Source organism: Burkholderia sp. BCC0506, assembly GCF_902833145.1.
Classification (GTDB): Bacteria; Pseudomonadota; Gammaproteobacteria; order Burkholderiales; family Burkholderiaceae; genus Burkholderia.
In genome coordinates this window covers 53,412-77,571 of sequence record NZ_CADFEN010000018.1, presented here as the reverse complement: position 1 = coordinate 77,571, position 24,160 = coordinate 53,412, and the positions used below count along the sequence as shown (strand labels likewise).

The window sequence follows — 24,160 nt, the reverse complement described above, 5'->3', positions numbered from 1 at the left end:
CGCGAGATGGCCGGCGCGGCCTTTGAGGCCAAGTGCGAACCGACCGAACGGAGCTTCATTCGGTCGTTCCATCTCATCCAGCACGAGATGATGTGGGCCGCACGCACACCTGCCTTTGCCAAGCTGCCCGCCGTTCTCAAGCGACTTCGCGAGCACCTCAAGCTACTCATCAATGTAAAACGGCCCGACCGCAAATGCGATCGGGCCGTCAAGTCCCGTCCTGCCCGTTATGCCGTTCGATATCTTCGGAAAAACCTTAACTGAACGGCATTACCGCCATTCGGCGGGCTTTTTTCATTGCCGCTCCGGCGGCGCATACGCGTGTCCGGGCGGTCCGGCCCTGCCTCGTGACGTTACGTAACATCCGCGCGTTACGACGACAGAACACGTGTCACATTGTCGCCAATCTGAAAAATTTTCCTTATAAATCAATGTGGTACTTGGCGTGCAATGCCTGGCACGCAACCTGCTTAATAGGTTGGAATCGTTAGAACAGGGAGGATGGTGTCAGAGGCCGGGAAGGCGCCGCGCGCGCCCGAACAACGGTATCGACACCTTCACATGTCGACGCACCAAGCGTCGACGCAACAGATGACGATCCGCACCTGCGTGCGGATCTCGATGGCCCCGTCGCCTATCCTCGTAGGGCGACGGTTTCGCCCGCGCTTCTCTGAAGCGCGGGCTATTTTTTTTGTGCCGCCGTCATGCCGTGTCGGTGTAGCCGATGCGTGGTGCGGGATTCGCGTATTCTCTGATTTTTTCGGATGAAGGGGGCGGGAATGGCGGAAATCGCAGTCGTGGCGCTGATCGTGGCGAAGCCGGGCGCCGAGGAAAAATTGCGCGCCGCGCTCGAGGGAATCGTCGAGCCGACCCGCAACGAAGCCGGCGCATTGCAGTACGACCTGCACCGGGATCTGAAGGAGCCGGCGCGGTTCGTATTCGTCGAGCGGTGGGAGAGCGAGGCCGCGCTGGCCGAGCACGCGCGTTCCGCGCACATTCTCGCTTATCGCGAAACGGCCGCGGACTGGATCGAGCGTTCCGAAATCCGCGTGCTGTCGAAGCTCGTCTGAGTCCGAGCCGGGTAGGGCGACCGGACGTGTCCGGTCGCGGCGGCGCGTCAGTGCGACGCGCTCGGTACGTCGAGGATCAGGATGATCGTCCAGTCGGCGTCGCCATCATGGTGATACTGGCGCTCGGCAACGATGAACGGTTGCTGCTTGCCTTGCGGGCCGAGGAACAGCACGTCGCCCTCCATCGGCAGGCACTCGATCGGCGGCAGCGCGAGGAATGCGTCGTCCGAGCCGCGGGGCATCAGTTGCTTGATCTTGCGAGTGGCGGCTTCGGTCCACTCGATGTCGAGTTGAATGTTGCTCATGCTGTCCTCCGCACCGGGGTGCGCACGGGTGGAAAATTTCGGTGCGCGACTTTAGCACAGCGCGCGGGCGCCGCAACCAAAAAAGCCGAACCCGGTTGCCCGGATTCGGCTTTTCGCTGGAGCGGTGCCGCCGAACTTACTGGCTGGCAGCGTCTGCAGCCTTCGCCTTCTTGCCGGCCTTCTTCGCTGCTGCCTTGTGATGCGCAGCCTTCTTGCCGTGGTGATGCTCTTCCTGCGCCGCCGGCTGAGCCGCTTCGGCCGCTTGCTGCTGTTGCAGCGCTTGTGCACGCTGCTCGATCTCGGCGATCTTGGCCGGATCGGTGATGGTCTGGATCTGCGTGCTCTCTTGCGCATACGCTGCGCCAGTCAGTGCCGACATCGCTACCAGGATAGCCAGGGACGTCTTCTTCATTGCTTTACCTCCGCTAAGTGGTGATGAACCCGAGTGTTGCCGTTTTGTCTGGCGACTGCAATCGAGTGCGTGTCGAGTGTAACAAAAGTGACGGATCAATGTGCACCGGATCGCCGCACGACGCAAGGCCCCGTTGAAGTCGCGCAACACTTCATGCGCGTCGTCACGCGTCTGCCATCCAGGATGGTGCAGCGATTTCGAGGCCGGCTGTCGCGCAGTCGTCAGAACCAGCCGAGCCAACGATACACGTGGAATTGCGCAATTCCGACCAGCTCGTGCAGCGCCAGTTCGGCGTTGACCACATTGCGCCACCGCGGCAGCCACCCCGTCTGCGCGCGCCGGCGATTCGCATAAACGGGCTGCGGATCGATGTCGAAACGATGGAAATCGAGCAGCGCCCGACGCATCTGGTACGACGACGTGACGAGAATGCGCGCGTCGTCATGCTGTGAGCGTAGTATAGATGCAGTGAATTTCGCGTTTTCGTAGGTTGTGCGGCTGTTCGGTTCGAGCACGAGGTCGGCCGGAGCCACGCCTTGGGCGACGAGCTGGCGCCCGTAGACGGCCGCCTCGGAGTCGCCGTGATGCTGCGGGTCGCCGCCCGACATCACGACGGTGCAACGTTCGGCCTGTTGTCGGCACGTGCGATAGAGCGTCGCGACCTTGAGGATGCGCGCGAAGCCGTCGGGCGGCGGCTGCAAGCCGGTGTCGGTGCGGTGCGTACCGGCGCCGATGAGGATCAGCGTGGTTCGCCCGTGCATGTCGGGATGCTCGACCGGCGTGACGCCGGCCTCGGTCCACGCGATCAGCGGCGCCGCGAGCCAGCCCGTCGCGAGCAGCCACGACAGCGCGCCGGCGGCGATCGAAATGGTTCGGCGCTGCTTGCGGCAGAGCATGAAACCGATGAAGAGAAGTACAAATGAATCGAACAGAATCAATTTGATTGGGGTATGGTGTCTTTTTATGGACGGCTGACGATCCGGCCCTGACGCGACGCCGAACGACGTCGGCCTCCAGAATCGGTGGCGGTTTCGGCGGGCGGAGACCCCGCCCGGTGCGCCGCTTCGCATTGTCGCTGCACTTTAAGAAAGAATCGAGATGACCACGTATTCCAACGAAGCGGTGCTCGACGCATTGAGACGAGTGCAGTACCGCCAGGTACCGTGGGCACGCCGCCCGGGCGTGTTCGAGTATCTCCGTTCGCTCGGGCTGATGGATACGGTCAGGCAGAAGACCGTTGCCCCCGCGCCGGGCTTCCATGCCCCGGTCGACATCGCCGTACTGACCGACAGCGGTCGAGCCGAATTCTCGCGCCTCGAGCGCGACGAGAAATTGCTTTCCTGGACCGATCGCCGCATGGACGACTACGCATTGAGCGAAGCGAGCGCCGTGGCGATTCTCGAAAGCCGCCTGTAGCGATACGCCATCCCGCCCCGTGCATCGCCGCGCAGGCCGGCTGCACAAAAAAAAGCCCGTATCGCGAGGATACGGGCGTACCGGATACTTTTGCTGCTGCCACGCTGTGCTCATGGCAACGATGTGACTCGCCGCGTACGGCGCAGTTCCCGGATGCGGGTAATTTCTTTGGCGAAATCTGGAAATCGGCAGGACTACGGATGACGCGGCACGCCCGGCGGCTGCGAGCCGATCCGCGCCCGTGCGTTGCTGGCGATGTCGCCGCGCAAGTCGCCGCGCGGCACGGTTTGCCGGCTGGACGGGGTGGCGGACGGCGGCTGGCGGAGGGTGTTGCGATGATCCTGCTGACGATGAGGCGGTTTCGCGCGATCGTCGGCATGGGCAGGAGCGGTCAGCGCCACGGAAACGACAATGCCGCATGCAACGAGCAGTGACATTGTTTTCATGGCGGGGCTCCCTTCAAGCCGTCCGTGCGGCCTGTTGATATGTCGCTAAGGTAAGCGTGGGAGTGCAGGCTTGCTGTAAATATTGGTAAATAGATGTTTCGCGGCACGACAACGGTAATCGACGGCAAGACATGCGTCGCGAAAAAGGTCACGTCGCAGAAAGAAACCGGGCGGCCGAAGCCGCCCGATCGAGCATTCGTCACGCCATCTTGACGGGCGCGCGCCAGGATTCCGGATTGGTCCAGAAGGCGCCGCGCAGCCGGTCGCGGCTCGGCGGTGCGGGCGGTTTCGCCGCGCTTGCGCCGATGCGTCCGCGCAGCGAGATCTGCCGGCCGCTCGTGCCGAGTCGTTTCACGATTTCGGCGAGCGTACCGTCCGCCTGCCATTCGTCGAAGCGGCGGCGGCAGGTCGGCGGGGACGGATAGCGGCCCGGCAGTTTCGACCAGCCTTCGCCCGTCGACAGCACCCACAGCACGGCGTTGACCACCGACCGGGCCTCGACACGGGGACGGCCACGCCGCTCACTCCGTGCGGGCTCCGAGCAAAACAGACCCTCGACCAGCGCCCACTCGTTATCTCTCAAATCGTCGAACAGCATCATGTCCTCACCTCAGCGAAGCTAACTCCGGTGCGCTGCCCTGCGCCGCGCACTCTTCAAGCACTCGATCGTCGAGTGCCGGGTGGGGGCGTCCGGTTGGCCGGCAGCGGCGTTTCTGCTCTTCCGTCCGGCGAACCTGTGCCCTGTGCGCCAGGTAATGCACGAAGCGTGCCATGTCGGAGGTGAATCCCTCGAGAGCCGCTTGGCAGCGAGCTGACGGCTAAGTCAGCTAGGGGCGTATAAGACGCCAAAATAACCCGTCGGCAAATCGGGACAATCACCAATCTTGTGCAATTCGCCCATGCCACGTGCGTTTGCGAATGTATTGCACCGCAGCGAAACATGTGCGGCGGGTGCCGGATTGAATCACCGAAGCCGGTTCGCGCATTAAAATCGCGCATCGATATCGACGATTGATGAGGTCACGAGATGAACGTTACGCTGCGCCAGCTTCGCGTATTCATCGAAGTCGCGCGGCTCAAGAGCTTCAGTCGGGCGGGTGACGAGATCGGGCTCACGCAGTCCGCGGTCAGCCGCTGCGTGCGCGAGCTGGAGGCCGAGCTCGGGCTGAAGCTGATCGACCGCACGACGCGCGACGTGCAACTGACCGACGTCGGTGCGAACCTGATCGCGAGCGTGTCGCGCCAGCTCGACGATCTCGACGACACGCTGCGCGAGATTCGCGAGATCGGCGAGCAGCGCCGCGGGCGCGTGATCGTCGCGGCCAGCCCGACGATCGCATGCAGGCTGATGCCGCGCGTGGTGGCATCGTGCGAGCGCCAGTTCCCGTTCGTGACGCTCGGCCTGCGCGACGACGTGCAGAGCGACGTGCTGCGCAAGGTGAAATCGAGTGAAGTCGATTTCGGCGTCGTGATCGGACCGCTGACGGTCGCCGATCTCGTCTGCGAGCCGTTGATGACCGATTCGTTCTGCCTTGTCGCGCGCGCCGACCATCCGCTCGCGGCGCGGGCCGAGGTGCCGTGGTCGGCGCTGGACGGCGAGCGTCTCGTGCTGCTCGATCATGCGTCGGGCAGCCGGCCGCTGATCGACGCGGCGCTGGCCACGCATCGCGTCAACGCGACGGTCATGCAGGAGCTCGGGCATTCGGCGACCGTGTTCGGGCTGGTCGAGGCCGGTGTCGGCGTGAGTGTGCAGCCGTGGCTGTCGCTGCCGCTGCCCGCCGGCTCGACGCTCGTTGCGCGGCCGCTCACGCCGCGCACCGAACGCACCGTCGAGCTGGTGCGCCGCCGCGACCGGTCGTTGTCGCCCGCCGCGCAGGCGATCTGGGAGCTCGTGCGGCAAATGCCGGCGAGGGCCGAGGATCTCGACTGACGCGCATGGGCGTGCGCCGGCCCGGCTGGCCGGCCGGTACACTACGCGGATCGTGTTCCTCAGCGGTGGTTCTCGATGACGCATTCAGCAGGTCTTTTCCTGGCGAACGATGGGCCGGCGGCGCGCGCCGCGGTGCACGCGCTGCGTGCGTCGCTGATCCGCGAGGTCGCAAACGCCGGCTTCGGCGTGCCGGACGTGTTGCCGTTCTGGTTCGGCGAATCCGACCGCGTGACGCCGGACTTCATCCGCGACGCCGCAGCGGCGGCGCTGCGCGACGGCGCGACGTTCTACACGCACAATCTCGGTGCGGCGCCGCTGCGCGAAGCGATCGCGGCCTATGTCGGCGCACGTCACGGCGCAACGGCGGTCGACACGGTAGCCGTGACGAGTTCGGGCGTCAGTGCGCTGATGCTGGCTGCCCAGATGCTGGTCGGGCCGGGCGAACGTGTCGTCGCGGTCACGCCGCTGTGGCCGAATCTCGTCGAGATCCCGAAGATCCTCGGCGCGCAGGTCGAATGCGTGCCGCTCGGCTACGGCGACGCGGGCTGGCAGCTCGATGTCGACCGGTTGCTCGCGGCGCTGACGCCCGATACGCGGATGCTGCTGATCAATTCGCCGAACAACCCCACCGGCTGGACGATGTCGCGCGACGATCAGCGGGCCGTGCTCGCCCATTGCCGCCGTCACGGCATCTGGCTGGTCGCCGACGAGGTGTACGAGCGGCTTGCCTTCGGCGAGGGCGGCGCGCCGTCGTTCCTCGATATCGCGTCGCGCGACGAGCGCGTCGTGGTCGTGAATTCATTCTCGAAGGCATGGGCGATGACGGGCTGGCGGCTCGGATGGCTGATTGCGCCGGCATCGGTGATGGCCGACCTGTCGAAGCTCGTCGAATACAACACGTCGTGCGCGCCGGGCTTCGTGCAGGCCGCGGCCGAGGTCGCGTTGCGCGACGGCGAGCCGTTCGTGCGGTCGTTCGTCACCGCGCTACGCGACGCCCGCGATCACCTGGTCGCCGCGCTGCGGACGCTGCCGGGCGTCGAGGTGCCGCCTCCGCCCGGCGCGATGTACCTGTTCCTGCGGCTGCCGGGCGCGACCGACAGCCTGGCGTTCTGCAAGACGCTCGTACGCGACGCGGGGCTCGGCCTTGCGCCCGGGCGCGCATTCGGCCCGGAGGGAGAAGGGTTCGTGCGCTGGTGTTATGCGTGCGATCCGGCGCGGCTCGACGCGGGCGTCGAACGTCTGCGCCGGTTTCTTGCGCACGGTGCGGGCGCCCGCTGAAGCGGGGACGGAGCGCTTGGCCCGCCCGGGCGGCGGGCTGTTCCGCTCATCTTTACGCACCGGGCAATTTTGCGTAATATGGCGCTCAGTCACGCGGTTCCGTCGTTGAGCCGTGCTGTTCCGTCCGGTTTGGGCCTGGCCTGAAGTTGGTTCGCCGCCCCCGGTTCGTGCTCCCATCAATATGACCGATCAGAATCGGGCGAGCGCGTCTTCCGTTCCTTTCGTCTGTTTGTTGATCCGGTTCGTTTGACCACAGGGTCTGGCCTAGCTGCATGAATACCCAAGAGGCGAAGATCGTCCTCGAGACTGCTTTGATCTGCGCGCAGGAACCGCTGAAGCTCGGCGATTTGCGCAAGCTCTTTGCCGACGGCGTGTCGGCTGACACGGTCCGCACGTTGCTCGAAGATCTGAAACAGGATTGGTCCGGTCGCGGTGTCGAACTGGTGGCGCTGGCGACCGGATGGCGCTTTCAGAGCAAACCGGCGATGCGTCACTATCTGGATCGCCTGCATCCCGAGAAGCCGCCGAAATACTCGCGCGCGGTGCTGGAAACGCTCGCGATCATCGCGTACCGGCAGCCCGTCACGCGCGGCGACATCGAAGAGATTCGCGGCGTCACGGTCAATACGCAGGTGGTCAAGCAACTCGAGGATCGCGGCTGGATCGAGGTGATCGGGCATCGCGACGTGCCGGGGCGTCCGGCGCTGTATGCGACGACCAAGCAATTCCTCGACGATCTCGGCCTGAAGGCGCTCGACGATCTGCCGGCGCTCGAAGAGCCGGCCGCGAACATCGAGGCCGCGCTGCTTGCGCAGCAGGCCATGGATTTCGACGGTGACGTGCCGGTGGCCGACGACGCGGCGGGCGACGTGCAGCAGGCGCGGGCGGATGAAGTGCCGCGCGCCGGCGAGTCGACCGAGGGGGCTGGCGAGGCCGTGGCCGACGTCGCGTCGACGCAGGAAATGCCGAGTCGCGATACGCTCGATGCTGATCGCGAGCAAACGGAACAGACGGAACAGACGGAACAGGTTGGCGCCGAAGTCGTGCCGACCGGTGTGCAGCCCGAGCCGCAGCGCGCGGATGGGGGCGAGGAAGATCGCAAGCCGGCCGCCGAAGCGGCTGCCGGAGGTGGGACGGAAGCGGCCGGCGACATGCCCGGCGAGGCCGATCGGGCCGACGCCTCCCGTTCCCGTCCCGCGGACGACGAGACGCTGGACGACACGTCCGACAGTCTCGCGGATGCCGTACGAAGCGCCAGTGCGCCCATCGGCGCCGATGCGCTGCCGGACGACGAAGCAGAACCCGAACAGCGTCGCGCCTGATCGCGGCCAACTTCTTGCCGCGCCCGCGCCGGGCGCGAGACCTGACATTTTGAGGTTGTTTTGACAGATATCCACGATATTGAATCGTCCGCGCCTGCCGTGCAGGCAGCGCGTGCCGACGATGCACCGGAGCAGGATGCTTCGGCGGGTGGCGACGAGCGTCCCCGCCGCGGTCTGCGGCGCGGCCCGCGCAGCCTGATCGCGCGGCGTCGCGCGGCGGCCAAGTCGAAGGGCGCCGAAGGCGAGCAGCAGGGTGCCGAGGGCGCGGATGCGCAGCCGGCCGAGGCTGCCGATGCGCCGCCGGCGCGTGCGCCGCGCAAGGAAGGTGCGGCCAAGGGCGCCCGCAAGCCGGCCGGCAAGCGCGAAGGCGCGGCCAAGGGTGGTCAGGGCGGTCAAGGCGGCCAGGGCCGTCGCGGTGCATCGAAAGCCGAAGGTGGCGCGGCGAAAGCCGCGGAGGGCGACGCGACCCAGGACGAACTGTTCGCGTACGTGACGTCGCCGGCCTTCGACGCGGACAACTCCGCGGGCGGTAGCGGCGTGCGTGCGCCGATGCTGCGCCGCGGCCGCAACCAGCCGGCGAACAAGCGCGTGCTGTCGCCGGACGACGACGCGCCGAAGCTCCACAAGGTGCTGGCGGAAGCGGGCATGGGCTCGCGCCGCGAAATGGAAGAACTGATCGTCGCCGGCCGCGTGTCGGTAAACGGCGAGCCCGCGCACATCGGCCAGCGGATCATGCCGACCGACCAGGTGCGGATCAACGGCAAGCCGGTCAAGCGCAAGCTGCCGAACAAGCCGCCGCGCGTGCTGCTGTATCACAAGCCGACGGGCGAAATCGTCAGCCACGCGGATCCGGAAGGCCGTCCGTCGGTGTTCGACCGCCTGCCGCCGATGAAGACGGCGAAATGGCTGGCGGTGGGCCGCCTCGACTTCAATACCGAAGGGCTGCTGATGCTGACGACGTCGGGCGACCTCGCGAACCGCTTCATGCATCCGCGTTACAGCGTCGAGCGCGAGTACGCGGTGCGCGTCGTTGGCGAGCTGTCCGAAGGCATGCGGCAGAAGCTGCTGCACGGCGTCGAGCTCGACGACGGTCCGGCGAATTTCCTGCGCATCCGCGATGGCGGCGGCGAAGGCACGAACCACTGGTATCACGTCGCGCTGGCCGAAGGCCGCAACCGCGAAGTGCGCCGGATGTTCGAGGCGGTCGGCCTGATGGTGAGCCGGCTGATTCGTACGCGTCACGGCCCGATTCCGCTGCCGCGCGGCCTCAAGCGTGGCCGTTGGGAGGAGCTCGACGACGCGCAGGTGCGCAAGCTGATGGCGACCGTCGGCCTGAAGGCGCCGTCCGAGGAGAAGGGCAAGCGCGGCGCAGCCGGTCCGGCCGAGCGTCGTCAACCCGATCCGATGCAGACGTCGATGGGCTTCATCAGCCGCGAGCCGGTGCTGACGACGCACGGGCAACTCGACCAGCCGCGTCGTGGCGGTGGCCGACGCGGTGCGCCGGGCTTGCCGGGCCTGAGCGGCTACGGCAGCCTGCCGGTCGCGCCGTCGGGTTACGGCAACCGCACGGGCGGCGGTCGCGATGGCAACCGCATGGGCGGAGGCCGCGACGGCAACCGAGCGGGCGGCGGTCGCGATGTCGACGGCAATCGCGCGTCGTATGGCGCAGGCCCCAAGCGCGATGGGATGGGCGGCAAGCGCGGCGGCAAGGGCGGCGGCAATCGCAATCCGAACGGCAATCGCGCCGAGGGTGCCGGCAATGGCGGCCCGCGCGGCGGTCAGCGTCCGCAGCGCAGCCGTACGCGCAGCCGCTAGGCACGGCTCGACGGGCGTACGGCGGCGCACAGCCGTCGGCGTGTCGGCGAGCCGGCATCCGGCCGGCTTCGTCGACATGACGCCTTGCATTGACGAGTTTCGGCTGCATCTATGTCGCGTGCCGCGACAGTGACGATCGCCGGGGCGGCAGGGCGGTGCCGGTCGGTCAGGCGCCTCGACGTCGCGTTTTCGGTCCGTAAAGGCAGTCGACACGCTGCTTTTACCGGCTGGCTTGGCGTTTGCGCCAAAAATCGCTATAATCGCGGAGTCGCTGGGCGTACGGATTCAATGTGCGGCTCAGGTGCGACCACCAGTAAGAAGATGGGCGTTCCGCCCATTTTTTTTTGCTGAAACGGTTAGGCATCTCGGGTAGCGCTTCCTGCGCCGGCTAAGGCGCGCGCCCGCGGGTGAATCGCGAGCGGCGGGCGCGAACACCTGAGAGGACACTGTGCAACTGACGGAACTGATAGAAACCACGGTCACCGGGCTCGGCTACGAGCTGGTGGATCTCGAGCGCACCGGGCGCGGCATGCTTTGCATCTATATCGATCAGCCTGCCGGCATCTCGCTCGAAGATTGCGAAAAGGTCACGCGTCAGCTCCAGCACGTCTTGACGGTCGAAAACATCGATTACGAACGGCTCGAAGTCTCGTCCCCGGGGCTCGACCGCCCGTTGAAGAAGCTGGCCGACTTCGAGCGCTTCGCCGGCAGCGAAGCTTCCGTGACCTTGAAAAAGCCGCTGGACGGGCGCAAGACGTACCGGGGCATTCTGCACGCGCCGAATGGCGAAACGATCGGTTTGGAATTTGAGGGGAAGAAGGGCGAGGCAGCCATGCTGGATTTCACGCTGGCCGATATCGACAAAGCTCGCCTGATTCCGCAAGTTGACTTTAGGAGCCGCAAATAATGAGTCGCGAAGTGTTGATGCTGGTGGATGCGCTGGCGCGCGAGAAAAACGTCGACAAGGATGTGGTGCTGGGCGCCCTCGAGGCTGCGCTCGCGTCCGCTTCCAAGAAGCTGTTCGACGAAGGCGCCGAAATCCGCGTCCATATCGATCGCGAAAGCGGCGAGCACGAAACCTTCCGTCGCTGGCTCGTCGTGCCGGACGAGGCAGGCTTGCAGGAGCCGGATCGCGAGATCCTGCTGTTCGAAGCGCGTGAGCAGAATCCCGACGTCGAAGTCGGCGAGTATGTCGAGGAACCCGTTCCGTCGATCGAGTTCGGCCGCATCGGCGCGCAGGCCGCGAAGCAGGTGATCCTGCAGAAGGTGCGCGACGCGGAACGCGAGCAGATCCTGAACGACTACCTCGAGCGTGGCGAAAAGATCATGACGGGTACGGTGAAGCGCCTCGACAAGGGCAACTTCATCGTCGAGTCGGGCCGCGTCGAGGCGCTGCTGCGCCGCGATCAGCTGATCCCGAAGGAAAACCTGCGCGTGGGCGACCGCGTGCGTGCGTACATCGCGAAGGTCGACCGCACCGCGCGCGGCCCGCAGATCGAGCTGTCGCGCACGGCGCCCGAATTCCTGATGAAGCTGTTCGAGATGGAAGTGCCGGAAATCGAGCAGGGCCTGCTCGAGATCAAGGCGGCTGCCCGCGACCCGGGCGTGCGCGCGAAGATCGGCGTCATCGCATACGACAAGCGGATCGATCCGATCGGCACCTGCGTCGGCATCCGCGGTTCCCGCGTGCAGGCCGTGCGCAACGAGCTCGGTGGCGAAAACATCGACATCGTGCTATGGTCGGAGGATCCCGCCCAGTTCGTGATCGGCGCGCTCGCGCCGGCAGCCGTCCAGTCGATCGTCGTCGATGAAGAAAAGCATTCGATGGACGTCGTCGTCGACGAGAACGAACTGGCTGTCGCGATCGGCCGCAGCGGTCAGAACGTTCGCCTTGCCGGCGAGCTGACCGGCTGGCAGATCAACATCATGACGCCGGACGAATCCGCCCTGAAGCAGGGTGAAGAGCGCGACCGGCTGCGTGCACTGTTCATGGCGCGTCTCGACGTCGACGAAGAAGTTGCCGACATCCTGATCGACGAAGGCTTCACGAGCCTCGAAGAAATCGCGTACGTGCCGCTCAACGAAATGCTCGAAATCGAAGCGTTCGACGAGGACACCGTGCACGAACTGCGCAACCGCGCGCGCGATGCGCTGTTGACGATGGCCATCGCGAACGAAGAAAAGGTCGAGAACGCAGCGCTGGATCTCAAGAGCCTCGACGGCATCACGCCGGAGCTGCTCGCGAAGCTGGCCGAACACGGCGTGCAGACGCGCGACGATCTCGCCGAGCTGGCTGTAGATGAACTGGTCGACATGACCGGGATGGAAGAGGATGCCGCTAAGGCGTTGATCATGAAAGCACGTGAACACTGGTTCCAGTGAGAAATGACCATGGCGCACTGATTTGATGGCGGCCGTATGGCCTGACCCGATGCTAACCGCAAGGAATCGGTCCTTGCACTAAGAGGAATGAATGGCGAGTAACAACGTAGCCCAATTTGCCGCGGAACTGAAAATGCCTGCTGGTGTGCTGCTCGAACAGCTGCAGGCAGCGGGCGTCCAGAAAGCGAGTGAAGACGATGCGCTGTCCGAAGCGGACAAGGCGCGTCTGCTCGATCATTTGCGCAAGTCGCACGGCGCAACCGACGGCGACAAGCGCAAGATCACGCTGACCCGCAAGCATACGTCGGAGATCAAGCAATCTGACGCGACGGGCAAGGCTCGCACCATTCAGGTCGAGGTCCGCAAGAAGCGTACGTTCGTCAAGCGCGACGACGTGAGCGAAGGTGCGGAACAGGGTCAGGCGCAGGTCGCCGAAGCGGACGACGATGCGGAACTGAAGCGTCGCGAGGAAGAGGCGCGCCGCGAGGCCGAGCTGCTCGAGAAGCAGGCGCAGGAGCTGCGCGAGCGGCAGGAACGCCTCGAACGCGAGGAAGCCGAGCGTCGCGCCCGCGAGGAAGCGGCCGAGGCCGAGCGCCGTCGCGCCGAGGAAGAGGCGGCGGCGAAGCGTGCCGCGGCGGAAGCCGCGGCAGCACAGCAGGCGGCCGCCCGGCAGGCTGCCGCAGCCGAGCAGGAACCGGCGCCGACGCAATCCGCGCAGGACGAAGCACGCGCGGCCGCCGAACGTGCGGCACAGCGCGAAGCGGCGAAGAAGGCCGAGGACGCCGCGCGCGAGGCAGCCGACAAGGCGCGCGCCGAGCAGGAAGAGATCAGCAAGCGTCGCGCGGCGGCAGAAGCCGAAGCACGCGCGATCCGCGAAATGATGAACACGCCGCGCAAGGCCGTGGTCAAGGCAGTCGAGCCGCCGAAACCGGCGGAACCGGCGAAGCCGGCCGAAGCGAAGGGCACGCTGCACAAGCCGGCGAAGCCGGAGGGTGCGCAGGCGCGTCCGGCCGTGAAGAAGCCGGCCGGCGCCGCGGCACCGGCCACGACGCAGGCGCCGGCAGGCGCGGGCGACCGCAACAAGAAACCGGGCGCCGGCAAGGGCGGCTGGCAGGACGACGCGTCCAAGCGTCGCGGCATCAAGACGCGCGGCGATTCGAGCGGCGGCGTCGACCGGGGCTGGCGCGGCGGCCCGAAGGGGCGCGGCCGTCACCAGGACAACGCATCGTCGTTCCAGGCGCCGACCGAACCGATCGTTCGTGAAGTGCACGTGCCGGAAACCGTGTCGGTTGCCGATCTCGCGCACAAGATGTCGATCAAGGCCTCCGAAGTCATCAAGGTGATGATGAAGATGGGCCAGATGGTCACGATCAACCAGGTGCTGGACCAGGAAACGGCGATGATCATCGTCGAGGAACTGGGCCACCGCGCGGTTGCCGCGAAGCTGGACGATCCGGAAGCGCTGCTCGTCGAAGGCGAAACCGGTACCGATGCGGAGCAACTGCCGCGTCCGCCGGTCGTCACGGTGATGGGTCACGTCGACCACGGCAAGACCTCGCTGCTCGACCACATCCGTCGCGCAAAGGTTGCCGCGGGCGAAGCGGGCGGCATCACGCAGCACATCGGCGCTTATCACGTCGACACGCCGCGCGGCGTCATCACGTTCCTCGATACGCCGGGTCACGAAGCGTTCACGGCGATGCGTGCACGCGGCGCGAAGGCGACCGACATCGTGGTGCTGGTGGTGGCGGCCGACGACGGCGTGATGCCGCAGACGAAGGAAGCCATCGCCCACGCGAAGGCGGGTGGCGTGCCGATCGTCGTTGCGATCAACAAGATCGACAAGCCGGAAGCGAACCCGGATCGCGTCAAGCAGGAGCTGGTCGCGGAAGGCGTCGTGCCGGAAGAGTACGGTGGCGATTCGCCGTTCGTGCCGGTGTCGGCCAAGACGGGCGCGGGCATCGACGATCTGCTCGAGAACGTGCTGCTGCAGGCCGAAGTGCTGGAACTGAAGGCACCGGTCGAAGCGCCGGCCAAGGGCATCGTGATCGAAGCGAAGCTCGACAAGGGTAAAGGCCCGGTCGCGACGATCCTCGTGCAGTCCGGTACGCTGAACCGCGGTGACATCGTGCTGGCAGGGACGGCCTACGGCCGCGTCCGTGCGATGCTCGACGAGAACGGCAAGCCGACGAAGGAAGCCGGCCCGTCGATCCCGGTCGAAATCCAGGGTCTGTCGGAAGTGCCGGGTGCGGGCGAGGAAGTGATCGTGCTGCCGGACGAGCGCAAGGCGCGTGAAATTGCGCTGTTCCGTCAGGGCAAGTTCCGCGACGTGAAGCTGGCGAAGCAGCAGGCCGCGAAGCTGGAAAGCATGCTCGAGCAGATGGGCGAAGGCGAAGTGCAGAACCTGCCGCTCATCATCAAGGCAGACGTGCAGGGTTCGCAGGAAGCGCTCGTGCAGTCGCTGCTCAAGCTGTCGACCGACGAAGTGCGCGTGCAGATCGTGCACAGCGCGGTCGGTGGCATCAGCGAAAACGACGTCAACCTCGCGACGGCATCGAAGGCGGTCATCATCGGCTTCAACACGCGTGCGGATGCACAGGCACGCAAGCTGGCCGAGGCGAACGGCATCGATATCCGCTACTACAACATCATCTACGACGCAGTGGATGAGGTGAAGGCGGCGATGTCGGGCATGCTGGCGCCGGAGAAGCGCGAAGTCGTGACCGGCATGGTCGAGGTGCGCCAGGTCTTCAAGGTACCGAAGGTCGGCACGGTCGCAGGCTGTATGGTCACGGACGGTATCGTCAAGCGCTCGTCGTCGGTGCGCGTGCTGCGCAACAACGTCGTGATCTTCACGGGCGAACTCGAATCGCTGAAGCGCTTCAAGGACGACGTGAAGGAAGTGAAGCAGGGCTTCGAGTGCGGTATGTCGGTGAAGAACTTCAACGACATCATCGAAGGCGACCAGTTCGAAGTCTTCGAAGTGACCGAAGTCGCGCGTACGCTGTAATCGTCGCGTATCGGCTCATGGGCGGGGCAGGCTTGGGCCTGTCCCGCCCATTTTCATGGTGGCGTGCCGAAATGGCTGCCGCTTCATCCTGATAAACGGATCACGGATCGATCATGTCCAGGAAACGTACTTCCCCCAATCGCAACGTTCAGATCGCCGACCAGATTCAGCGCGATCTGTCCGAGCTCATCATGCGCGAGGTCAAGGATCCGCGCATCGGCATCGTGACCATCCAGAGCGTGGAACTCACGCCGGACTATGCGCACGCGAAGGTCTACTTCACGGCGCTCACCGGCGATCCGGACAAGACGCAGGAGGCGCTGAACCATGCGTCGGGTCACCTGCACAACCTGCTGTTCAAGCGCCTGCACATTCATACGGTGCCGACGCTGCATTTCCACTACGACCAGACGATCGAGAAGGCCGTGGAAATGTCGCGCCTGATCAAGGAAGCGAATTCGACGCGCGCGAAGGACGACGACGAGGCCGACGCGCCTGCCAAGGACGACTGAGCTCGACCGGCCTATGACGAATGCAGCACCCCAACGTCCGCGCGTGCCCCGGCGCGTGCTGGACGGCGTTCTTCTGCTCGACAAGCCGGTCGGCCTGTCGAGCAACGATGCGCTGATTCGCGCAAAGCGCCTGCTTCTCGCGAAGAAAGCCGGCCACACCGGCACGCTGGATCCGCTGGCTTCGGGCCTGCTGCCGCTGTGTTTCGGCGAGGCGACCAAGTTTTCGCAGGACTTGCTCGACGCCGACAAGACCTACGAAGCGACGATGCGTCTGGGCCAGCGCACGGCCACCGGCGACGCGGAAGGCGACGTGATCGACACGCGGCCCGTCGAATGCGATCGCGCGGCGGTGGAAGCCGCACTCGTGCGCTTCACCGGCGACATCGTGCAGGTGCCGCCGATGTATTCGGCGCTCAAGCGCGACGGCAAGCCGTTGTATGAATACGCGCGGGCCGGCCAGACCGTCGAACGGGAAGGTCGCAACGTGACGATCCATGCGCTCGAACTGCTTGCCTGCGAGCTGCCCGACGTGACGTTTCGCGTGACTTGCAGCAAGGGAACCTACGTGCGTACGCTCGCGGAAGATATCGGCGAGGCGCTCGGCTGCGGTGCGCATCTGACGATGCTGCGTCGCACGGGCGTCGGTGCGCTGACGCTCGAGCATGCGGTGACGCTCGATGCGCTGTCGGACGCTGCCGAAGCGGCGCGCGACGCGTGGCTTCAGCCGGTCGATGCGTTGCTGTCGACGTTTCCCGCCATTCGGCTCGACGACGCGTCCGCGAAGCGGTTTCTGCACGGCCAGCGCCTGCCGCTGTCGGCGCTCGAGCCGATCGACGCGGCCGATGGCGAGCGCGTGCGCGTGTACGACGCAACGCGGCTGCTCGGCGTGGCGCGCAAGGCGAATGGCGTGCTTGCCCCGGAACGGCTTGTCGTGACGGCTCCATGACGCAGCAGCGCACGCAAGTGAACGTAGCAGAATGCAAAAAGCCCGGTCGTTTCGACCGGGCTTTTTGTTTGGCATGACGTGCAGTGATGCAGTGCCAGGTAGCGCTCAGTGCGCTGCCGACGCCGCCGCACCGGCATCGCCGCCGCCCGCGCGTTCGGGCTTGGTGATCCAGATCAGTCCGATCAGCAGCACGAAGATGACTGCCGAGATATAGAAAAGATCGTTCACGCCGAGCTGCGCGGCCTGTTGCGTGGCCATGTTGTTGATGAGCCCGTGCGCCTGGTTCTGCGACAGCCCGAGGTTGCCCATCTGCGTGACGGCCTGGTTGAACGTCGGGTTGTACGGGTTCGCCTGCTCGACCAGTTGCGCGTGATGGAAATTGTTGCGGTGGTCCCACGCGGTCTGGAAGATCGACGTGCCGATACCGCCGCACATGATCCGCACGAAGTTCGACAGGCCGGACGCCGCGGGAATGCGGTGGCCGGGCAGGCCGGACAACGTGATCGACACCAGCGGGATGAAGAAGCCGGCCATCGCGATACCCTGTACGAGCGTCGGCAGCGTCAGCGACCATTCGTCGACGCCCGTCGTGTAGCGCGAACGCATCCAGAAGCACAGCGCAAACGTCAGGAACGACGCCGTCGAGATGAAGCGCGGATCGGTGCGCGGCAGATACTTCCCGGTGAGTGGCGACAACAGGATGGCGAACAACCCGACCGGCGCCATCACGAGGCCGGCGTCGGTCGCGGTGTAGCCGATTTGCGTCTGCAGCCACAGCGGCAACAGCACGAGATTGCCGAAGTACAGGCCGTACCCGATCGACAGCGCGACCGTGCCGCCGGTGAAGTTCCGTATGCGGAACAGCGACAGGTCGACGACCGGGTGCTCGGCGGTCAGCTCCCAGATCACGAAGAACGCGAACGCGATGATGGCGGTCAGCGCGAGCACGACGATGGTCGTCGACGCGAACCAGTCGAGATCCTTGCCCTTGTCGAGCATGATCTGCAGCGAGCCGACCCAGACGACCAGCAGCGCGAGACCCACGCCGTCGATCGGCGCGCGGCGTACGGCCGACTCCCGATTGCGATAGATCACCCACGTCGCGGCGGCGGCGGCGATGCCGACCGGGATGTTGACGTAGAAGATCCACGGCCACGAATAGTTGTCCGAGATCCAGCCGCCGAGAATCGGGCCCGCGACGGGCGCGATCAGCGTCGTCATCGCCCATAGCGCGAGCGCCATCGGTGCCTTCGCGCGCGGATAGCTCGACAGCAGGAGCGCTTGCGACAGCGGAATCATCGGTCCGGCGACCGCGCCCTGCAGCACGCGCGAGGCGAGCAGGAACGGCAGGTTCGGCGACAGCCCGCACATCCACGACGAGATGACGAACAGGATGATCGACGACAGGAACAGGCGGACTTGCCCGAAACGGTCGGTCAGCCAGCCGGTCAGCGGCACCGAGATGGCGTTCGCGACCGCGAACGACGTGATGACCCACGTGCCCTGGTCGGACGACACGCCGAGGTCGCCCGAGATGGTCGGGATCGCGACGTTCGCGATGGACGTGTCGAGCACGTTCATGAACACCGCGAGCGATACCGCGATCGTCCCGAGTATGAGTTGCCCGCCCTGCAAGGGCGGGTGGGAGACAGGAGCCTGTGCCATGTCGGTTGTCTTTCCGGAGTCGGAACGGTTACATCATTTTCGCGGCGCTGTTCTGCTTGGCCGCGACCGGCGCCGGCGCGTTGCTGCCCGCGTTCTCGGCGATGATGCGTGCGATTTCGGCGTCGGCTTCGTCGCCGTATTTCGCGAACACGTTGGTCTCGTAGATGGTGTTCGGCGCATTGACGAGCTGGTCGCCGCGTTCGTCCTTGATGTCCACGTCGACCTGCATCGACAGGCCGATACGCAGCGGATGCTTGTCGAGTTCCTTCGGGTCGAGCTCGATTCGCACCGGCAGGCGCTGCACGACCTTGATCCAGTTGCCGGTCGCGTTCTGCGCCGGCAGCAGCGAGAACGCCGAGCCCGTGCCGGCGGAGAAACCGACGACCTTGCCGTGGTACGTGACCGACGAACCGTAGATGTCGGCCGTCATCTCGACCGGCTGGCCGATGCGCATGTGCTTCAGCTGGACTTCCTTGAAGTTCGCATCGACCCACACGGCATTGAGCGGCACCACCGACATCAGCGGGTTGCCGGGCGACACGCGTTGGCCCACCTGCACCGAGCGCTTCGCGACGTAGCCGGTAACCGGCGCCGGCAGCACGTTACGTGCGTTCGCGAGGTACGCATCGCGCACCTTCGCGGCGGCGGCCATCACGTTCGGGTGCGATGCGATCGTCGTGTTCGCGGTCAATGCGCGATTCGATGCGAGTTGCTGCTGCGCGGCGTCGAGCGATGCCTGGGCGGCCTTCACCGCGTCGCGGGCATGCGAGATTTCTTCCTGCGAGACGGTGCCCGTCTGCGCGACGGCCAGGCGGCGACGCAGGTCGTCCTGGGCCTTCGACAGGTCGGACTGACGCAGCGCGACTTGCGCGCGGTACTGGTCGTCGTTGACGAACAGGCCGCGCACCTGGCGCACCGTCTGCGCGAGGTTGGCTTCCGCCTGCTGCAGCGCGACCTGCGAATCGGCCGGATCGAGCACGACGAGCGGATCGCCGGCCTTGACGGTTTGCGTATCGTCGGCCTTCACGGCGATCACGGTGCCGGTGACTTGCGGCGTGATCTGTACGACGTTGCCGTTCACGTAGGCATCGTCGGTGTCTTCATGGAAGCGGGCGACGAGGAAGTAGTACAGGCCGTATGCGATGGCCGCGATCACGATGACCGCGACGAGCAACGTCATCATTCGTTTGCGCTTGCCGTTGTTCTGCGGCTGCGCGCTGGCGGCGTTTTGTTGGTCGCTCATGGCGATTTTCTCCGTCCGTTATTTCGAGTGTCTGCGTAGTGGTGGCGCCGGCTCAGTTGGCGGCTTGTCGGGTCGGCGTGGCCGCATCGGGTGCGGCGAGCGGCGTGCCGGTCGCGTCGAACCCGCCGCCGAGCGCCTTGATCAGGGCGAGCTGCATGTCGCGCCGGCGCATCTTCAGGTTGGTCACCGTCTGTTCCGCTGCGAGGCGGTTGCTGTCCGCCGTCAGCACCTGCAGTTGCGGCGACAGGCCGGCCTTGTAGCGGATGACCGCGAGATCGTACGCGCGCGTCGACGCGTCGAGCGCACGTTGGGCGTCGCCCATCTGGCGATCGATCGCGCGGATCGACGCGACCTGCGTGGCGACGTCGTTCAGCGCGCTGATCAGCGTCTGGTTGTAGTTCGCGACCGACAGGTCGAAGTCGGCGTAGCGGCCCTTGAGTTGCGCGCGCAGCGCGCCGGCGTCGAAGATCGGCAGGTGGATCGCCGGGCCGAACTGCGCCTGGCGGCTCGCGAAGTTCAGGAATTTGCCCCAGCCGAACGCATCGAAGCCGAAACCGGCCGCGAGGTTCACGTCGGGGTAGAACTCGGCCTTCGCTTCCTTCACGTCGTGCATCGCGGCTTCGACCTGCCAGCGCGCGGCGACGATGTCGGGGCGGCGCGAGACGAGATCGGCCGGCAGGTTGCCGGGCAGCGTGACGTTGCCGCCGGGGTTCATCACGGGCGCCGCGATCTGCAGCCCGCGATCCGGACCCTTGCCGAGCAGCGCGGCGAGCTGGTAGCGCACCGTCGTGATCTGGCCGTCGAGGTCCGACAGCGAAGCCTGCGTCGTCGCGATGTTGCCGCGGGCCGTCTGGCGTTCGACGTTGGTGTCGAGGCCGGCCGATACGCGACCGTCGGTGATCTTGCCGACCGTCTCGCGGTTGGCGATCTCGCGTTGCGCGATGTCGCGCAGCGCATAGAGCTGCGCGAGCGAGTTGTAGGTGCGCGCGACCGACGACGCGAGCGTGATGCGGGCCTGTTGCATGTCGGCTTCGGCGGCTTTTTCCTGCGATACGGCCGTATGCAGGCGTTCGCGGTTCTTGCCCCACAGGTCGAGTTCCCACGACGCGCTCGCGAGCGCGTTGTTCTCGCTGTACCACTGGCCGCCGTACGGGGGCGGGAACAGCCCGTTCGCCGAATACAGTTCGCGCGTCCACGAATAGCTGGCTTCGGCCTTCGGCATCAGGTTCGAGCGCGACGATTCGATGTACGACGAGGCCTTCGCGATACGCGCCTGCGCCTGCGCGATCGACGGGTTGCCTTGCAGCGCTTCGTCGATCAGTTTCGGCAGTTGCGGATCGCCGAACTGGCTCGCCCAGTCGAGTGCCGGCCACTGGCCGCCCTGGGCCGGCAGGCTCTGGGCGGATTCGAACTGCGACGCGGGGGCGATCTGCTTGTCGCTCTTGATGCCGATGTAATTCGCGCAGCCCGCCAGCGCCAGGGCGGCGACCGCGGCGGCGACGGCGGCGCGGCACGACCCGGCGCGCACGGACAACGGGGACGATTTCATCGTGCTAACCCCTGACTCGGAATGAATGATGGACACTGCAAGGATTTCCTTACATTAATCTGTCAAAAGTAATTGTTATGGCAACTATTGCGTGATGCTACCGCCGGCCGTCTCGCAATAGTTGCTGAGAATGCGGCGCAACATGCTCTTCAGGAACCCGACTTCTTCCGGCGTAAACCCGTCCAGCACCTGGTCGAGCACGCTGCGGAAAATGGGCGGCAGCCGTTCGGCCAGCGCACGGCCTTCGTCGGTGAGCTCGAGCCGCACGACGCGCCGATCCTCGACGCTGCGCACGCGCGACAGCAGGCCGCGTTTCTCGACCCGGTCGAGCAGGCGCGTGACCGCGCTTGCGTCGATTCCGTATTCGCGCGCGAGCTCGGCCGCCGTCGAGCATCTGCCGACCGCGATCATGAACAGCATGCTCGCCTGCGTGCCCGTGATGCCGAGCTCTTCCTGCGTGCGTTGCGTGACGAGGTTGGTCATCACCGACTTCACGCGTGACATCAAATAACCGACGCTGTCGTTCATCTGATACGAAGACAGCGGCGACACGGACGGTGGGGTAGGAGAATCCGACATAAAACCCTGAAGCTGCAATAGTTGACTAGGCAGCAGTATAGGGACAATTGCTTGCCGCGGCAAATGTTAATCGAACGGCAAAGCGCGCGCTGTGTCCGGCGAGAATCCCTTATCTCGATAAGGTTTTTCGCGCCGCCGACGGTGGTCGGCAAGCGCGTCGTTTGTTCGGGAAAGGAGGGCGGTGCAGGTCGTTTTGCTGCGTCGCACCGTCCGGGTCGGCTCTCGACACTCGCACGTGCTATAATTTGAGGCTTTCCAAGCTGCAACGCGCGCGCCCGTGCAAAACGAGCGCGCGCGTTTGCGCGTTCAAACGATTTCCAGGTTTCTATGACCCGCGCCCTTCGCAATATCGCCATCATCGCCCACGTCGACCACGGCAAGACCACGCTCGTCGACCAACTGCTCCGCCAGTCCGGCACCTTCCGCGAGAACCAGCAGATTGCGGAGCGGGTGATGGATTCGAACGACATCGAAAAAGAGCGCGGGATCACGATTCTCGCGAAGAACTGCGCGGTCGAATACGAAGGCACGCACATCAACATCGTCGACACGCCGGGGCACGCGGACTTCGGCGGCGAAGTCGAGCGCGTGCTGTCGATGGTCGACTCGGTGCTGCTGCTCGTCGACGCCGTCGAGGGCCCGATGCCGCAAACGCGCTTCGTCACGAAGAAGGCGCTCGCGCTCGGCCTGAAGCCGATCGTCGTCGTCAACAAGATCGACCGTCCGGGCGCGCGGATCGACTGGGTCATCAACCAGACCTTCGACCTGTTCGACAAGCTCGGCGCGACCGAAGAGCAGCTCGACTTCCCGATCGTCTATGCATCGGGCCTGAACGGCTACGCGTCGCTCGATCCGGCGGCCCGCGAAGGCGACATGCGTCCGCTGTTCGAGGCGATCCTCGCGCACGTGCCGGTTCGCCCGGCCGACCCGGAAGCGCCGCTGCAGCTGCAGATCACGTCGCTCGACTATTCGACGTACGTCGGCCGGATCGGCGTCGGCCGCATCACGCGCGGCCGCATCAAGCCGGGCCAGCCGGTCGTGATGCGCTTCGGTCCGGAAGGCGAGGTGCTGAACCGCAAGATCAACCAGGTGCTGTCGTTCAAGGGCCTCGAGCGCGTGCAGGTCGAATCGGCCGAAGCGGGCGACATCGTGCTGATCAACGGCATTGAAGACGTCGGCATCGGCGCGACGATCTGTGCGGTCGACACGCCGGAAGCGTTGCCGATGATCACCGTCGACGAGCCGACGCTGACGATGAACTTCCTCGTCAACTCGTCGCCGCTCGCCGGCCGCGAAGGCAAGTTCGTGACGAGCCGCCAGATCCGCGACCGCCTGATGAAGGAACTGAACCACAACGTCGCGCTGCGCGTGAAGGATACCGGCGACGAAACGGTGTTCGAAGTGTCGGGCCGCGGCGAGCTGCACCTGACGATTCTCGTCGAGAACATGCGCCGCGAAGGCTACGAACTCGCGGTTTCGCGTCCGCGCGTGGTGATGCAGGAAATCGACGGCGTGAAGCACGAGCCGTACGAGCTGCTGACGGTCGACGTCGAGGACGAGCACCAGGGCGGCGTGATGGAAGAGTTGGGCCGCCGCAAGGGCGAAATGCTCGACATGGCGTCGGACGGCCGCGGCCGCACGCGCCTGGAATACCGGATCTCGGCGCGCGGCCTGATCGGTTTCCAGAGCGAATTCCTGACGCTCACGCGCGGCACGGGCCTGATGAGCCACATCTTCGACTCGTACGCGCCGGTCAAGGACGGTTCGGTGTTCGAGCGCCGCAACGGCGTGCTGATCTCGCAGGACGACGGCGCGGCGGTCGCCTACGCACTGTGGAAGCTGCAGGATCGCGGCCGCATGTTCGTGAAGCCGGGCGACGCGCTGTATGAGGGCATGATCATCGGCATCCACAGCCGTGACAACGACCTCGTCGTGAACCCGATCAAGGGCAAGCAGCTGACGAACGTGCGCGCGTCGGGTACCGACGAAGCCGTGCGTCTCGTGCCGCCGGTCCAGATGTCGCTGGAATACGCGGTCGAATTCATCGACGACGACGAGCTCGTCGAAGTGACGCCGCAGTCGATCCGCCTGCGCAAGCGCTTCCTGAAGGAGCACGAGCGTCGCCGCGCGAGCCGCGAAGGCGCGGTCGACTGAGCATCGACCGTTCCCGAGCACGACGAAAAAGGGCTGCCTCCGGGCAGCCTTTTTTGCATCCGCGCACCGTGCAACCGGATTGCCTGCAAAACACTGTTCCCGCGCGCCGGCGCAATCCGGCAAAAC

Annotated in this window: 20 protein-coding genes and 2 pseudogenes; 13 read left to right on the top strand and 9 right to left on the bottom strand. The window is 65.6% G+C overall.

Annotated features, from left to right (window positions below):
* Window positions 1-264: pseudogene (locus HWX62_RS30750) on the top strand (DDE transposase); the annotation flags it as partial.
* 515 nt (window positions 265-779) lie between these two features.
* On the top strand, window positions 780-1,070 hold the full coding sequence (locus HWX62_RS30745) for a putative quinol monooxygenase (RefSeq protein WP_175933197.1): 291 nt from the start codon (window positions 780-782) through the stop codon (window positions 1,068-1,070).
* A gap of 47 nt (window positions 1,071-1,117) precedes the next feature.
* Here HWX62_RS30745 and HWX62_RS30740 read toward each other — a convergent pair whose 3' ends face one another.
* The 3 genes from HWX62_RS30740 to HWX62_RS30730 all read right to left on the bottom strand — a co-directional run bounded on the left by HWX62_RS30740 (window position 1,118) and on the right by HWX62_RS30730 (window position 2,725).
* A complete protein-coding gene (locus tag HWX62_RS30740) occupies window positions 1,118-1,375 on the bottom strand; it encodes a hypothetical protein (protein WP_006486090.1) in 258 nt (85 codons plus the stop codon).
* Window positions 1,376-1,511: 136 nt separating this feature from the next.
* On the bottom strand, window positions 1,512-1,787 hold the full coding sequence (locus tag HWX62_RS30735) for a hypothetical protein (RefSeq protein WP_006486101.1): 276 nt from the start codon (window positions 1,785-1,787) through the stop codon (window positions 1,512-1,514).
* A gap of 221 nt (window positions 1,788-2,008) precedes the next feature.
* Window positions 2,009-2,725, bottom strand: a complete 717-nt coding sequence (locus HWX62_RS30730; RefSeq protein ID WP_175933198.1) for a YdcF family protein — start codon at window positions 2,723-2,725, stop codon at window positions 2,009-2,011.
* 160 nt (window positions 2,726-2,885) lie between these two features.
* Between HWX62_RS30730 and HWX62_RS30725 the strand changes: the two genes are divergently transcribed.
* Entirely contained in the window at window positions 2,886-3,203 is a 318-nt protein-coding gene (locus HWX62_RS30725) for a hypothetical protein (RefSeq protein ID WP_175933199.1), read from the top strand.
* Window positions 3,204-3,397: 194 nt separating this feature from the next.
* On the opposite strand, the gene HWX62_RS30720 is transcribed toward HWX62_RS30725, so the two are convergent.
* Complete coding sequence (locus tag HWX62_RS30720; RefSeq protein ID WP_175933200.1) at window positions 3,398-3,649, bottom strand: hypothetical protein; 252 nt, start codon at window positions 3,647-3,649, stop codon at window positions 3,398-3,400.
* A 211-nt stretch (window positions 3,650-3,860) separates the two neighbouring features.
* Window positions 3,861-4,247 (bottom strand): annotated as a pseudogene (locus HWX62_RS30715) (transposase); the annotation flags it as partial.
* A gap of 429 nt (window positions 4,248-4,676) precedes the next feature.
* Between HWX62_RS30715 and HWX62_RS30710 the strand changes: the two are divergent.
* The 9 genes from HWX62_RS30710 (at window position 4,677) to truB (ending at window position 16,844) form a co-directional block, all read left to right on the top strand.
* Entirely contained in the window at window positions 4,677-5,579 is a 903-nt protein-coding gene (locus HWX62_RS30710) for a LysR family transcriptional regulator (RefSeq protein ID WP_175933201.1), read from the top strand.
* Window positions 5,580-5,654: 75 nt separating this feature from the next.
* Window positions 5,655-6,857, top strand: a complete 1,203-nt coding sequence (locus tag HWX62_RS30705; RefSeq protein WP_175933202.1) for a pyridoxal phosphate-dependent aminotransferase — start codon at window positions 5,655-5,657, stop codon at window positions 6,855-6,857.
* Window positions 6,858-7,129: 272 nt separating this feature from the next.
* Window positions 7,130-8,179 (top strand): SMC-Scp complex subunit ScpB, encoded by a 1,050-nt coding sequence (gene scpB, locus HWX62_RS30700; protein ID WP_175933203.1) that lies wholly within the window; start codon window positions 7,130-7,132, stop codon window positions 8,177-8,179.
* 60 nt (window positions 8,180-8,239) lie between these two features.
* On the top strand, window positions 8,240-9,994 hold the full coding sequence (rluB, locus tag HWX62_RS30695) for a 23S rRNA pseudouridine(2605) synthase RluB (RefSeq protein ID WP_175933204.1): 1,755 nt from the start codon (window positions 8,240-8,242) through the stop codon (window positions 9,992-9,994).
* A 448-nt stretch (window positions 9,995-10,442) separates the two neighbouring features.
* On the top strand, window positions 10,443-10,901 hold the full coding sequence (gene rimP, locus HWX62_RS30690) for a ribosome maturation factor RimP (RefSeq protein ID WP_059575772.1): 459 nt from the start codon (window positions 10,443-10,445) through the stop codon (window positions 10,899-10,901).
* Window positions 10,901-12,376, top strand: a complete 1,476-nt coding sequence (gene nusA / locus HWX62_RS30685) for a transcription termination factor NusA (protein ID WP_059499058.1) — start codon at window positions 10,901-10,903, stop codon at window positions 12,374-12,376. The genes rimP and nusA overlap by 1 nt, the downstream gene beginning before the upstream one ends.
* Before the next feature lie 91 nt (window positions 12,377-12,467).
* Entirely contained in the window at window positions 12,468-15,386 is a 2,919-nt protein-coding gene (gene infB / locus HWX62_RS30680) for a translation initiation factor IF-2 (RefSeq protein ID WP_175933205.1), read from the top strand.
* Between the two features lie 113 nt (window positions 15,387-15,499).
* Window positions 15,500-15,898 (top strand): 30S ribosome-binding factor RbfA, encoded by a 399-nt coding sequence (gene rbfA / locus HWX62_RS30675; protein ID WP_006495346.1) that lies wholly within the window; start codon window positions 15,500-15,502, stop codon window positions 15,896-15,898.
* 13 nt (window positions 15,899-15,911) lie between these two features.
* The gene (gene truB / locus HWX62_RS30670) at window positions 15,912-16,844 is read left to right on the top strand and encodes a tRNA pseudouridine(55) synthase TruB (protein WP_175933206.1); all 933 of its coding nucleotides are present in this window, start codon (window positions 15,912-15,914) and stop codon (window positions 16,842-16,844) included.
* 105 nt (window positions 16,845-16,949) lie between these two features.
* Here the strand turns inward: truB and HWX62_RS30665 are convergent, their stop codons facing one another.
* From HWX62_RS30665 to HWX62_RS30650, 4 genes are all read right to left on the bottom strand, one after another.
* The gene (locus HWX62_RS30665) at window positions 16,950-18,509 is read right to left on the bottom strand and encodes a DHA2 family efflux MFS transporter permease subunit (RefSeq protein WP_175933207.1); all 1,560 of its coding nucleotides are present in this window, start codon (window positions 18,507-18,509) and stop codon (window positions 16,950-16,952) included.
* A gap of 28 nt (window positions 18,510-18,537) precedes the next feature.
* On the bottom strand, window positions 18,538-19,752 hold the full coding sequence (locus HWX62_RS30660) for an EmrA/EmrK family multidrug efflux transporter periplasmic adaptor subunit (protein WP_175985311.1): 1,215 nt from the start codon (window positions 19,750-19,752) through the stop codon (window positions 18,538-18,540).
* Window positions 19,753-19,804: 52 nt separating this feature from the next.
* On the bottom strand, window positions 19,805-21,301 hold the full coding sequence (locus HWX62_RS30655) for an efflux transporter outer membrane subunit (protein ID WP_175933209.1): 1,497 nt from the start codon (window positions 21,299-21,301) through the stop codon (window positions 19,805-19,807).
* Window positions 21,302-21,385: 84 nt separating this feature from the next.
* Window positions 21,386-21,880: a MarR family transcriptional regulator gene (locus tag HWX62_RS30650; RefSeq protein ID WP_175933210.1), complete on the bottom strand. Its 495-nt coding sequence runs from the start codon at window positions 21,878-21,880 to the stop codon at window positions 21,386-21,388.
* Window positions 21,881-22,207: 327 nt separating this feature from the next.
* Between HWX62_RS30650 and typA the strand changes: the two genes are divergently transcribed.
* On the top strand, window positions 22,208-24,034 hold the full coding sequence (gene typA / locus HWX62_RS30645) for a translational GTPase TypA (protein ID WP_175933211.1): 1,827 nt from the start codon (window positions 22,208-22,210) through the stop codon (window positions 24,032-24,034).
* Window positions 24,035-24,160: the final 126 nt, after the last annotated feature.